We start from the raw sequence: 12,630 nt of genomic DNA on the forward strand, positions 1-12,630 counted from the left end.
AACAGGAGGATTTGTTCATGATGAAATTAAAGAAAATGACGTTGAACATGAATGGCGCGGATCGAACGTTTATTTGTGACCCAGAGAAGGATACCCTGGCGTCGGTAATTCGCCGGCTGGGTCTTACTGGGACAAAGGTCGGGTGCGGGACCGGGGTCTGCGGCGCTTGTTCTGTAATTCTCAACGGGAAGGTGATCCGTTCCTGCACAAAGAAGATCAAAACAGTGGAAGAATACAGTCAGCTGACAACGATAGAAGGAATCGGCACGCCCAACCAGCCCCATCCCCTTCAGGCAGCTTGGGTTAACTGCGGCGGCGTTCAATGCGGATTCTGCACACCGGGCTTTATTGTGTCTGCCTATGGACTGCTGAAAGAAAATCCAGCGCCTGCGCGGGAAGAAGTCAGAGATTGGTTCCAAAAACACCGAAACGTCTGCCGCTGCACCGGATATAAACAGCTGGTAGATGCGGTGATGCTGGCAGCAGAAGTGATGCGGGGTGAAAAGACCATAGAGGAAATTTGGTATAAGCCAGATGACCAGACTAAGGAATACTACGGAAAACCTGTTGTAAGGCCTTCCGCATTGGGTAAGGCCTGCGGTACGGTGGACTACGGCGATGACGTGGAGCTGAAAATGCCTCCGGGCACCTTGCATGTAGCACTGGTTCAGCCGAGAAAAGTAAGTCATGGAGCCATCATTAGCATCGACTGCACAGAGGCGGAAAAGATGCCGGGCGTTGTCAAAGTAATTACCAGCAAAGATGTAAAAGGCACCAATCATATGGATCTCTTTACAGCATCGCCCCTTTCCACCAACATGAAAGCGCCCCATCATATTCTAGCGGAAGATCGGATCCGTATGTACGGCGATGTGGCAGCCATGGTGGCGGCTGTAACAAAAGAGCAAGCCAAAGCGGCGGCCGAGAAGGTAAAGGTCGAAATCGAACCTCTGCCGGAGTATGTAAACTATCTGGATGCGGCCATGCCCGATGCCATTCGCATCCATGAAGAATCCCCCAATATTTATGCAAAGTGGCCCCTTGTCAAGGGAGATGAGGATGTGGAAACGCTCATTGATGAAGGGGAGTATGCAGTGAGCGGCAGTTTTTATTCCACAAGAGAGCCTCACCTTTCCATTGAAGGAGATACTGTACAGGCGTACTTTGATGAGGACGATGTTTTGACGATCCATTGTAAATCCCAGTCCATCTATTGGAATAAAAGCGATGTTGCCCAATCCATCGGTTTGCCGCCGGAACGGGTGCGCATGGTTATGAATCCGGCAGGCGGCAGCTTTGGCTGGTCCATTACAGCTGCATCTTTTGCACTGGCTGGGATAGCAGCCATGGCAACAGAGATGCCGATTGCGTTGTCCATGTCCTACGAAGAATTCATGCACTTCAGCGGAAAACGGTCCGCCGCTTACAGCAATGCCCGCTTGGCCTGCGACGAGAACGGAAAGATTACTGCCGCCGAGTTTGATATCGGTATTGACCACGGAGCTTATGCTGAAATGGGCGATGATCTGGCCAACAAAGTCATCCGTTTTGTTCTGTTCCCCTACTCTGTTCCCAACGCCAGAGTCTTGTCACGGGTTGCCTTTACCAACCACGGCTTTGGCACGGCATATCGGGGATACGGCTCGCCCCAGGCTTATACGGCGGGAGAAGCGGTCATCGATATGCTGGCAGAAAAGATCGGCATGGATCCTTTTGAAATTCGCTGGAGAAACATCGCCAGGAAAGGAGACAAAAATCTGGCAGGATCTGATTTTGTCGATTACCCCATGGAAGAAATGATGAAACGGTTAAAACCGCTTTATGAGAAGGCTGTTGCAGAGGCCAGGGCTGAGGATACGCCGCAGAAACGAAGAGGCGTCGGCCTGGCCTGGGGCGGTTATAATGTGACCGATAATCCTTTTGATCAATGCACCGTAGCCATCGAATTGAACCCGGACAATACCTTTACAAAATATGATACCTGGCAGGATTTGGGCCAGGGAGGCGATATTGGTTCGCTGATGGTAACGGCAGAGGCGCTCAAGCCGCTGGGCGTAACCTTGGATCAGATCAGGCTAATACAAAACGACAGCGCTGTGTGCCCCAACAGCGGTTCATCCGCCAGCAGCCGTTCCCACTACATGAACGGAAAAGCGACGATCATTGCTGCAGAAAAACTGATAAAAGCCATGCGCAAAGAGGATGGAACGTATCGTACTTATGAGGAAATGACAGCAGAAGGAATTCCGACCAAATATGTGGGACAGCATGAAAATGCCACTGTACCTGGTCTGGTGCCGACCGATCCAATTACTGGCCAGGGAAACCCGTCCATCGACTATACTTATGCGCTATATATGGCGGAAGTTGAAGTCGATACGGAGACAGGAAAGACTACGATCCTCAAATTCACCTGTATCGACGATGTGGGAGTGATTGGAAATATCCATGCAGTAGAAGGCCAGGCCTACGGCGGTATATCCCACAGTATGGGATTCGCCCTCAGCGAAGATTATCTGGATGTGAGGAAGCATAACAACCCATTCTCCTGTGGTGTGCCATATATCAAAGATATTCCGGATGACATTCAGCTGATCCATATGGGAACCAGGAGAAAGAACGGACCCTTCGGCTCATCGGGAGCATCGGAAGCCTTTCAGTCCAGCGGCCATATGGCAGTGATCAACGCCATAAGCAATGCCTGCGGCGTGCGCATTTACGAGCTTCCGGCAAAACCGGAAAAGGTGAAAGCCGGCCTTGAGGCCATCGCAGCCGGAAAAAAGGTTGAACCGCCTAAAAAATATTATTTGGGTCCGGACATGTACGATGAAATCCAAAAGATACGCGATACCGGAAAGTTTTAGAGACGTCTGGCCATGAGAGAATACGTTAAGACCTGTAAAGAAAACGAACCGTCTTTTTGCTCCGCAGCCTGTCCCTTTCACCTGGATGTACCGGATTTTATGAACAAGATACAGCGGGGCAACTTCCGCGCCGCTTATAAGCTTTATCAAAACTCAGTGGCGTTTCCGCTGGTGGTATCTGCCCTCTGCCCGGAGTACTGCCGGGGAGCATGCCCCAGAAACGAAATTGATGCGGCTGTTGATATGCGCCGGCTGGAAGAGGCTGTGATCGGGTTGACGAAAAACTTAGACCCCATCGACTACAATGTCCCGCTAAAGGGAAAACGGGCAGCTGTGATCGGCGGCGGGATCAGCGGCCTCAGCTGCGCGCTCAAGCTCTGCCTGAAAAAATACCAAGTTGTGGTGTTTGAACGGGATGCTCGTTTGGGCGGTCATCTGTGGGAACTGCTGCCGGAAAGCATATTTCTCACCGATATACAAAGACAGTTTCAGTATGAAGAGCTGGATGTGCGATTAAATTCTGAGATCCTGTCGCTGCCAGAACTGGCTGAGGAAAACTTTGATGCGGTCTATATAGCCACCGGAAGGAATGGAAGAAATTTGGGGATTGAGGAAAAGGAAGGCGTTTTCATAGGAGGTTCCATCCTGGGAGCGGATACAATCCAGGCCATTGCCCAGGGAATCGAGGGTGCTGTGGCCATCGAAACCTATTTCTTAACAGGTAAAATGACTCATGAACACAAATCGTTTTCCACAACGATTCCTTTTCCCGATCTGGGAGAAATCCTGCGGCAGGGGTCGTTTCTCACAGGAGACGGCCCTGCCGAAAAAGAACAGGTCATGCAGGAAGCCGGCAGATGTCTGCGGTGTTCCTGCGATGCCTGTAAGAAAAACTGCGATCTGCTCCGTTATTATCGGAAATCCCCGCTTAAAATGATCGAAGAAGTAAGGGGAACAACCCAAGTGAAAGGGGTGCTATCGGATATAACGGTGGCCACCAAGCTGATTGCATCCTGCAGTCAGTGCGGATACTGCGTTAGATGCTGCCCGGAGGGCATCGATTTTCAGTCATATTTGCTGGAAGCCCGGCGCATTCTTCATAAGAAAGGCCGTATGCCTTGGGCATTCCATGACTTCTTTCTGCGGGATATGACCCATGCGCGGGAAAACAGCGTGTTTCTTTGGGACAGGAGGGAAAACCCCAGCTGGCTGTTTTTCCCTGGATGTCAGTTGGGAGCATCGGATCCTCAGTACGTTTTAAAAACCTATCAGCGGATTTGCTCCCATGTGGGCCGGGTGGCGCTGCTTGTAGACTGCTGCGGCGCACCTGCTCTCTGGTCAGGCGATGAGGAAAGGGAAGGCCGCATGTTTGGGGATTTCCAGAAAAAGTGGGAGGCGCTGGGTCAGCCCAAGGTGATTTTTGCCTGCGCCACTTGTAAAAAAATGATGGAGGAGCATATTGGAGGGCTGAAGGGAGAGATGGTTTATACGCTGCTGGAAAAATGGCGGACTCCTATGAAACAGCAGCTCAATCATGCGTCCTATGCTGTCTTTGATCCTTGCAGCGCCAGACACGACGATGCCGTCCAGCAGGCTGTTCGCAGTCTATCGGAACGGGCAGGTGCAGAGCTTTTGCCAATACCTGCGGAAAAAAGCAGAGCCCGGTGCTGCGGATATGGGGGCCATACGGCGATTGTCAATTCTCAGTACACGAAGGAAGTTACACAAAGGCGGGCGGCACAGAGTCCGGTCCCGTATATCACCTACTGCAGCAACTGCAGAGATCTGTTAGCCGCGGAGGGAAAAGATGCTGTCCATGTGCTGGATCTGGTATTTTCTTTAAACTGCCAGAACCGCACGGCACCGACACAGACGCAGCGGAGGCAAAACCGGGAAGCGCTGAAACATCAGCTGCAAAAAAGCGATGATCAAAAAGAAAATTCCGGCCTTACCGCCGACCGTCTTGTCAAAGGGAAACCAATTGATATTAGCCAGGCATTGAAACAAAAATTGGATCACAATTATATTTTGGAGGACGATCTGTTTCACGTGATTTCTCATTGTGAAAGGACAGAGCATAAGATGCGCAATCAGACCAACGGGCATACTCTGGGATCTTTGAAAATCGGATTTATGACCTATTGGGCCGAATATGTGGAGAAGGAGACCTCCTATGAACTGATCAACGCTTATTGTCATCGAATGGCGTTTGAAGAAGGAGAAGGATGATGGACGAAGAGATGGAAGTGGTCTGCTGTAAGTGCCGGCAGAGGCTGGTTGAAAAACCGGTTAGATTTACTTATTTAGGAAGGGAATTTAACCACGTCATGCCCTGCTGTCCCAAATGCGGCCAGGTATTGATAACAGAAGAGATGGCCCGGGGAAAGATGGCTCAAGTAGAGATGATGCTGGAGGGCAAATAGAAGTGAGGAGGATTTGATTATGATCACAATCCGAAGTAAATATATATATACCAACAAAGAAGGCCAGTGGATCGATGGATATGTCTGCATAGACGGCAATTCGATCCATCAGCTGATTCCTTATGAAAAGCGTGAAGATTTTCCACAGTTGATGAAAGCAGAGGACGTTTACGATTTTACGGATAACTTGGTGCTGCCGGGGTTTTGTGATTTTCACGTTCACTTGATCAACAGCGCAACCATTGAGCTGGATGGCGATTTGCGAACGGCAGCCTCTGAAGAGGAAGCCGCCCGGATGCTGTGGGAAAGAAATAAAAGTAAGACAAAAGAACAATGGGTCCTGGGAGGCGCCTGGGACGACATTCTGTGGAATACCAGCAAAGAGCCGAGCAAGGCTGCTCTTGACCAATATTTCCCCGACGTTCCGGTCTTTGCATTGAATAAAGAGTGTCACGGAGCATGGGTCAACAGTAAGACGCTGGAAATCTTCCATATAACAAAGGAGACGCCGGACCCGCCCAATGGGAGGATCAGCAGAGATGAAGAGGGGAACCCCGCCGGATACCTCCATGAAACGGCTATGTTTGAGGTTCAGAAAAAAATATTTGAGCGGATGTCGGATGAACAGGTCGCCAACTACGCCAAGGTCTTTATTAAAACCGCCAACCGCTGTGGTATCACCTCTCTCGGGGATGTCGTAGGCGTCTGTCCCATTCGGCCGGAAGCGTATAAGTACCTTGAGGACAGCGGTGGGCTTAATGCTAGAATTTTTTTCTATGTGGAGCTTGAGAAGCCACTCAAGGAGGTTCATGAGCTGCAGCGCAAATATTCGTCTTCGATGCTCAAATGCTGCGGCGTGAAAGCCTTTATCGATGGAACGCCCCAAGGTGACTCGGGGTATATGCTGGAAGGCTACTGGGACAATCCGAAAGAAAAGGGAACGCCCATGATCGATCCTGATCGATTTTTAGAGCTGGTGAAAACCTTTCATAAAGGTGATGTCCAAATGCGTATTCATGCCTGCGGTGATGCGGGGGTGCGTCTTTGCCTTGACTGCTTTGAAACTGCTCAAAACTTGTACGGGAGAAAGGATCTGCGCCATTGCATCGAGCATATCGAAGTTACGACGCCGGAAGATATACCCAGGTTCGGAGAACTGGGTGTCATTGCCTCCGTTCAGCCGGAGCATCTGCCCAAATATGATTTTGTGGAGCACCCTTTTCACAAAAAATTAGGGCCAATCCGGATGAATTATTCCTGGCCTTTTGAATCGATCCGCAAAGGGGGAGGCGTTTTGGCCTACGGCACGGACAGCCCTGTGGCACCGCTGGATCCGTGGAGAGGCATCTTTCGTGCGGTCAATCGATTGACAAATCAGCTCCAGCCACAGGGCGGATGGAATCCAAAAGAACGGGTGAGCGTGGAGGAGTCGGTAAAGGCTTATACATACGGAGGCATTTTCGCCGCCGGAATGGAGGAGCGATTAGGTACTTTGGAGGCAGGCAAACTGGCGGATATGGTCGTGCTGGATAAAAATATTTTTCAGATCTGCCATGACAGAGACCAAATGTTCCATGTTAAGCCGCTTCTGACCATGGTAGACGGCAGAATTGTTTATGAGGAGGAAAAAGGGTGAAAGTATTTATTGTAGAGCAGAGTGGAGCAGAGGATGAATGGCTTTCTGCTTTGACCATGGCAAAAGAAATTGAATTGATTAAGGTGGGCCGCCCTGATGGCTGCCCGGATTTTCACGACAAAGAACGTACCGGTAAGGACAAGGTGGTAGTGGATAAAGTCAATGCCACGGATCCGGAAGAGATCGCCCGGGCAGCAAGAGGGATGGATCTGGTGGTGGATATGGTGGATTCCTGGATGTCCCCTTATGTGAAAAAGGGAGCGCTGAAGGCTGAGGCTGATTACGTCAATCCTAAGGCGGACATCAGTTTTTGGAGCAAGTTTAAAGAAGGCAAACGGAAATTACAAAATGCTCCCTATATTGTTTCGCCAGAAGTGAAATCCATTAAACATAAAAAGGGCGTTTAACGCACCGTTAAAAGGAACGAATACTTTGTCAAAAGGAAAAAGGTATCGCCAAAAGTGGTGATACCTTTTTGCTGATGGTCCTCTAAGCAGAAAACAGACTTCCTCTTTCTAAAAGTCATAGGCCTTCTGCAGGATTTCCAAGAACTGCTTATGGCCGATGGGGCGCGGATTTGCTTTTTTGCAGGCGTGGGAGTCGCACAGAGCGGCAATTTCTTCAAAGTCCTTGGGATCAACCACCTCCAGCTCACTGAATTTTGGAATGCCCAGTACATCATTTAAATCAAAGAGTCTGCTGACCCCTTCTGCGGCAGCTTCCTCATCGGACAGTCCAAAGGTTTCAATCCCCAGGCATTTAGCTGCAATGGCATGTTTTTCATAATCTGCACGCATGTTATATTCCGTGACAAAGGGCAGGAAGATGGAATTGGCGATACCGTGAGGGATATCGTAAAAACCACCCAGCCGCTCAGAAAAGCAATGGACAGCCCCAAGAAAGGTGTTGGTAAAAGCAATTCCAGCCATCAGGCTTCCCACCATCATATCTTCCCTGGCTTTCAAATTAGACCCCTCTTTTGTCGCCGTGACAATACTGCCGGCGATTTTATTCATGGCATACATGGCGATGCCATCAGAAATGGGATGCGAGTAGGTGCAAGTAAAAGCTTCCAGTGCATGAGTAAGCGCATCCATACCAGTGGAAGCTGTTACCAGCGGCGGTACCGTCATGGTTAACTCCGGGTCCATGATCGCCACTTTGGGAGCCATTTTAAAACCATCGGACATGGAGACTTTCATGCCCAACTCAGTAGCGGTAATGACCGCTTCAAAAGTTACTTCGCTTCCAGTTCCGCAAGTTGTTGGTACGCAGATGACGGGAAACAGCTCCTTGTCAAATTTTCTGACCTTTGCCCAATGGGAGCAGCTGCCGCCGTTGCTCATGAGAACGCTCACCGCCTTGGCGCTGTCCATACTGCTGCCGCCGCCAATACCGAGAATCACATCAGCGCCAAAATCCTTACCCAGTTCCGCTGCTTCATCGCAGCTGGTATCTCTGGGGTTGGGAAGAATCTTGTCATAAACGGCATACTCAACGCCTGCTTGTCTAAGGCTGATTTGAATTTTATCAACGATACCGGCATTGCGTACACCGCGATCTGTGACGATCAATGCCCGGGTCCCATAACTGCCCACTTCCTTTCCTGTTTCTGAACATATACCAGGCCCAAAACAAATTCTTGTGCGATGGTTGAACGCAAACGTGTGATTGATAATCATATTGTACCTCCTTCATGATCTAGACTTTGTTATTAAATAATGCAAATCCTATACCATTTTTCTGACAAGCTTCCATTGCAGCCCGCGGCGAACGGGTTGGCATGAACATTGCGTTATAAATAATCGTCCGATATTTCTGACGAATCAGGAGGTGCTTATGAAAGGAGTAAGTTTTAATTTATCGACGAGAATCGAATTTGGAAACGGGTATGTGGACCGGGCAGGAGAACTGGTAAAAGAGCAGGGGGCCCAAAAAGTCATGATCGTCACCGACGAAGGGATCCGCAGAGCGGGCATTACAGAAAGGGTGGAAGCGTCTTTAAAAAAAGCGAAAATCTCTTACGTGATCTTCGATCAAATCATGCCCAACCCAAGGGATATCCATTGCGTGGAGGCGGGAAACATAGCCATTGCGGAACAGGTGGACTTTGTATTGGCCGTGGGCGGCGGAAGCAGTATGGACAGCGCCAAAGCCATCGCTTGTCTGGTGACCAATCAGGGACCCATCGCCAACATCCTCAAACCCAATAAAGTCAAGGAAAAACCCATTCCCCTCATGTGCATACCCACCACAGCGGGAACGGGAAGCGAGGTCACATCTTTTGCGGTTTTGACGCTGGATGCAGAGAAAAAGAAAACCTGTATTTTTGACGATAAAATACGGCCCGATATCGCTCTGCTTGATCCGCAGCTTTTGAAAGGGCTTCCGCAGGGGATCATCGCCTCTACAGGGGTTGATGCTTTAACCCACGCCTTAGAGGCTTATACCTGCAAATGCGCCAGTCCCATTACGGATGCCTTTGCCCTGGCTGCCATTAAACTGATCGCTGCCAATTTAAGAAATATGATGTATCAAAAAGGCGATGAACATGCGTATGGGATGATGATGGGAAGTTTGCTGGCCGGGTTGGCTTTCGGCTTTTCTGACATTGCCTCTGTTCATTGCCTTGCAGAAGCAATCGGCGGATATTACGATACGCCCCATGGGGTCGCCAATGCGATCTTTCTGCCGGTGGTATTTGAATACAATATCCCTGCGGATGTGAAAAAACATAGGGATGCAGCCCTGGCGCTGGGGATCGATCCGACAGGAAAATCTGATCGGGAAATCGCGCAGTGCGGTGCCCAATGGATCCGGCAGCTCTCAAAAGATCTTGAAATTCCCTCTTTGCGCTCTCTGGGATATGTAGAGCCGGATAAATTCGATATGCTGGCGGAGGTCTGCATGGTAAATGTATCCACCCCCAGTAATGCCAGACCGGTAAATAAAGAAAAATATATTGAGCTGTTCCAAAAAACCTATGAAGAGGGCTAAGCGTATGCACAGCTGCAAAAACCATATGCGGGAGAGCATAAAAAATAACTGAAAATTCATAAAAAAACAGCAATAAAAATAAAGAGCGCTGAAAAATGCGCCAATATAGAGAAAAAAGTGCAGTGGCACGGATATTGCTCTATTTGGTAGGCAGACAGCACAAACCGTTTTGATGAAAAGGAGGGCCGCAATATGAAGAATAAAACAGTACGAATTACGGAAAGGAGTAAAACCATCGACCAAGCTGTCGCGGAAAAAATGAAAAGCCTCAATGTGAAGTTTTTGGGACTTTTCAATCCGGTTCCGTATGAAATGGTTTCGTACCGACCGGTATTAGTGCCCTACAACATGTTGATCTATTACTATTCCATGCAAAAGGGGCCGCAAAAAACAAAATTTCTCAACAGACAAGGAGAAATCGCGATCATTTTCGACGCCAACGAGGTACACGGTTTTCATTTTGATTTAGTAGAAAAAGAACGTTTCCGTACAAAGAGCAATAATTTATCGGAGCTTGACCAGCCTTTCGAACTTTTGCAAAAAAACTGTACGGAACAGGAGATGGAACAAAAATGCTACGACATGATACGTTATAAATATTTGCAGCGGATCTCCAGAGGGAGATCGGAAATTAAACTAAGGAAGAAAAATGAATTCTATCGTCCCGCGGTTGAAATGGTCGTTGCTGCCAGGGGAAAAGAGATGGTGAAATACGCTTATTTGGATCAATACGCCTTATCATCAGAACATATTAGCGGACTAAAGGTAAGACTGGATAGTTAAAACAGTAAAAGCTTTTTTCAGGAAAGGAGAAAAAAATGATTGATTTTAACGAATTGTGGTCATCGCTGGATTGGATCATACTGGTAGTTTATTTTGTGGCTGTCCTGGGTGTGGGGTTCGTTATGCACAGCAGGGCCAGCAAGAGCTTTAAGAGCTTTTTCGTAGCTTCGCGCCGGCTGACCATTCCCGTCCTCATTGGTGTGGCCATGGCCGGGTGGTATGACTCGTGGACCATCGTCGGTCTGGCTGAATGCGGCTGGACCATGGGAATTTCTATTTTATTTATTTATGTAGTGCCAACCGGGTTGATGCGTTTGCCTCTGGCTATCTGGATTGGACCTTTTACAAGGGACAAGATTCCCGATTATGTGGTGACGCTGCCGGATTTGGTCGGATACTTTTACGATAAGAAAACGAAAGCTTTGTCTACCATTGTCCCGATTTTCTCCGTGCTGTATTCAGCGGCGCTGCTGTTCGCGGTGGGCGATGTGCTCCATATGGTATCCGGGCTTCCTATCTATGCCACCGTGGTCATTGCGGGAGTGGGAATTATTTTCTACACGGCAATGGCAGGTCTGTGGGCGCTGGCAGTAACCGACATGATTCAGTTCGCGGTTATGACCATTGCGGCCGGAGCACTGGGGCTCGGTCTCTTGCTCCATTTCGGCGGATTGCAGCCGGTCTATGATTCCATTGCGGCTACCGACCCAGTACTGCTCACGCCTTTGGGACATAACTCGGCCCTGGATGTGGTGGCATGGGTAATTGGAGCTGCGGCCCTATATGTCAATGCGCAGAGTTATCAGAGATTCGGTGCTGCTAAGGGCGGAGGCGAAATTAAAGTCGCTTATTCGGTTATGTTGGGAATCGGAATCTCCTTCAGCGCAATCATGGTCTTCGGCGGTATGGCAGCATCTGTCATGTTCCCCGAAGCAGAGACCATCTCCCAGGGATTCTGGGCCGCGGTATTCACCGTTTTGCCCACCGGTTTGAGAGGGCTCTTTGTAGCCGCCCTGGTAGCGGCTGTCATGTCCACCTCCAGCGCCGATATTTTAATCAGTGCAGGTATTTTGGCAAAGGATGTGTGCAAAGATTTAATAAAGCCGAGTATGAAGGATGCGGCAGTTCTCAAATTGAGCCGGGTAATGATCGTATTTGTGGGATTGTTCATTATCCTGGGGACGTATCTTTGGAGCGACGGCATTGCCAACGCCTGGTACTACATAGGCGGATTCCAGGTCGCGGTGTTCTTCATTCCCATTGTAGCTGGGTTCTTTTATAAGCGAAAGACCGCCAACGGAGGTTTTATTGCAGTACTCTGCGGCATTGTCGCCTATGCGATATGGGAGTTTGCTTTAAAAGCACCCTATGGAATACCATCCAATGTATTTACCTGGGTAATCAGCTTTGTGGTTTACTTTACCGCCTGCCCCATGACTTACAAGGCACAAAAAGAAAAGGATAAGCTGGGAGCATAGAAAGAAAGGAGAACGTCATGTCTGATAAAAATAATCGAATCGGAAATATTTTTTCGGTTGTCGTCGTAATCATAAGCCTGCTGATTCTGTATGGGTTTACGGTAGGAAATACGCCCATATTCTACTTTTTAATCATTGCTAATTTTGTTTGCGGACCTATTTGTCTGGTTCTCTACTTGATAGAAATCAAACGAGGGGTCTTCCGGGTAGAAGAGGACGAAGAATAAGCTTGAAGGAAGGGGGCTGCCGCTATGCCAGAGAACATAAAAAATATGCGCAGGTGCATGGCGGCGGCAGACCATAGCTGAACGGCAAAAGATTGCCCGACTGTCAAGAGGCGGGAAAACGTTGAAAAACAAGGGATCAGAAATATAATAAAAAATATTTTCGCTTTTGGCACACCGTTTGCGTTACAAATAAGTGCAAATATTTAAACGTAGTGATCGGCA

The 12,630-nt window shown here is 48.9% G+C and carries 10 protein-coding genes; 9 read left to right on the forward strand and 1 reads right to left on the reverse strand.

Annotation, left to right across the window (positions count from 1 at the left end; translation table 11 throughout):
• Positions 1 to 17 precede the first annotated feature (17 nt).
• From NIA71_RS16740 to NIA71_RS16760, 5 genes are read left to right on the forward strand one after another with little or no spacing between them, the layout of a single operon-like run.
• Positions 18 to 2,864 (forward strand): molybdopterin-dependent oxidoreductase, encoded by a 2,847-nt coding sequence (locus tag NIA71_RS16740; RefSeq protein WP_253021016.1) that lies wholly within the window; start codon positions 18 to 20, stop codon positions 2,862 to 2,864.
• A 12-nt stretch (positions 2,865 to 2,876) separates the two neighbouring features.
• The gene (locus NIA71_RS16745; RefSeq protein ID WP_253021017.1) at positions 2,877 to 5,093 is read left to right on the forward strand and encodes a pyridine nucleotide-disulfide oxidoreductase/dicluster-binding protein; all 2,217 of its coding nucleotides are present in this window, start codon (positions 2,877 to 2,879) and stop codon (positions 5,091 to 5,093) included.
• Complete coding sequence (locus NIA71_RS16750; RefSeq protein ID WP_148398388.1) at positions 5,090 to 5,287, forward strand: DVU_1557 family redox protein; 198 nt, start codon at positions 5,090 to 5,092, stop codon at positions 5,285 to 5,287. Before NIA71_RS16745 ends, NIA71_RS16750 begins: the two co-directional genes overlap by 4 nt.
• 19 nt (positions 5,288 to 5,306) lie before the next feature.
• Positions 5,307 to 6,923 carry an amidohydrolase gene (locus NIA71_RS16755; protein ID WP_253021018.1) on the forward strand — a complete coding sequence of 539 codons (1,617 nt, stop codon included), beginning with the start codon at positions 5,307 to 5,309 and terminating at the stop codon, positions 6,921 to 6,923.
• On the forward strand, positions 6,920 to 7,330 hold the full coding sequence (locus NIA71_RS16760) for a hypothetical protein (protein WP_253021019.1): 411 nt from the start codon (positions 6,920 to 6,922) through the stop codon (positions 7,328 to 7,330). The genes NIA71_RS16755 and NIA71_RS16760 overlap by 4 nt, the downstream gene beginning before the upstream one ends.
• Before the next feature lie 108 nt (positions 7,331 to 7,438).
• Here NIA71_RS16760 and NIA71_RS16765 read toward each other — a convergent pair whose 3' ends face one another.
• The gene (locus tag NIA71_RS16765) at positions 7,439 to 8,605 is read right to left on the reverse strand and encodes an iron-containing alcohol dehydrogenase (RefSeq protein WP_148398384.1); all 1,167 of its coding nucleotides are present in this window, start codon (positions 8,603 to 8,605) and stop codon (positions 7,439 to 7,441) included.
• A gap of 157 nt (positions 8,606 to 8,762) precedes the next feature.
• On the opposite strand from NIA71_RS16765, the gene NIA71_RS16770 reads away from it, so the two are divergent.
• The 4 genes from NIA71_RS16770 to NIA71_RS16785 all read left to right on the forward strand — a co-directional run bounded on the left by NIA71_RS16770 (position 8,763) and on the right by NIA71_RS16785 (position 12,408).
• A complete protein-coding gene (locus NIA71_RS16770) occupies positions 8,763 to 9,920 on the forward strand; it encodes an iron-containing alcohol dehydrogenase (protein WP_253021020.1) in 1,158 nt (385 codons plus the stop codon).
• Between the two features lie 192 nt (positions 9,921 to 10,112).
• Entirely contained in the window at positions 10,113 to 10,703 is a 591-nt protein-coding gene (locus tag NIA71_RS16775; RefSeq protein ID WP_148398380.1) for a hypothetical protein, read from the forward strand.
• A gap of 35 nt (positions 10,704 to 10,738) precedes the next feature.
• Positions 10,739 to 12,181: a sodium:solute symporter family protein gene (locus NIA71_RS16780; protein WP_148398378.1), complete on the forward strand. Its 1,443-nt coding sequence runs from the start codon at positions 10,739 to 10,741 to the stop codon at positions 12,179 to 12,181.
• 17 nt (positions 12,182 to 12,198) lie between these two features.
• Positions 12,199 to 12,408, forward strand: coding sequence for a hypothetical protein (locus NIA71_RS16785; RefSeq protein ID WP_148398376.1), 210 nt, complete (start codon positions 12,199 to 12,201; stop codon positions 12,406 to 12,408).
• The last annotated feature ends 222 nt before the right edge of the window (positions 12,409 to 12,630 follow it).

The sequence above is a fragment of the Ihubacter massiliensis genome, from assembly GCF_024125305.1.
In the GTDB taxonomy this organism is placed as follows: Bacteria; Bacillota; Clostridia; order Peptostreptococcales; family Anaerovoracaceae; genus Hominibacterium; species Hominibacterium faecale.

What these genes read in the sequence shown, in the direction of transcription:
- NIA71_RS16740 (WP_253021016.1), top strand. Translation starts at nt 18, where the DNA reads ATGATGAAATTAAAGAAAATGACGTTGAACATGAATGGCGCGGATCGA.
- NIA71_RS16745 (WP_253021017.1), top strand. Translation starts at nt 2,877, where the DNA reads ATGAGAGAATACGTTAAGACCTGTAAAGAAAACGAACCGTCTTTTTGC.
- NIA71_RS16750 (WP_148398388.1), top strand. Translation starts at nt 5,090, where the DNA reads ATGATGGACGAAGAGATGGAAGTGGTCTGCTGTAAGTGCCGGCAGAGG.
- NIA71_RS16755 (WP_253021018.1), top strand. Translation starts at nt 5,307, where the DNA reads ATGATCACAATCCGAAGTAAATATATATATACCAACAAAGAAGGCCAG.
- NIA71_RS16765 (WP_148398384.1), bottom strand. Translation starts at nt 8,605, where the DNA reads ATGATTATCAATCACACGTTTGCGTTCAACCATCGCACAAGAATTTGT.
- NIA71_RS16770 (WP_253021020.1), top strand. Translation starts at nt 8,763, where the DNA reads ATGAAAGGAGTAAGTTTTAATTTATCGACGAGAATCGAATTTGGAAAC.
- NIA71_RS16775 (WP_148398380.1), top strand. Translation starts at nt 10,113, where the DNA reads ATGAAGAATAAAACAGTACGAATTACGGAAAGGAGTAAAACCATCGAC.
- NIA71_RS16780 (WP_148398378.1), top strand. Translation starts at nt 10,739, where the DNA reads ATGATTGATTTTAACGAATTGTGGTCATCGCTGGATTGGATCATACTG.
- NIA71_RS16785 (WP_148398376.1), top strand. Translation starts at nt 12,199, where the DNA reads ATGTCTGATAAAAATAATCGAATCGGAAATATTTTTTCGGTTGTCGTC.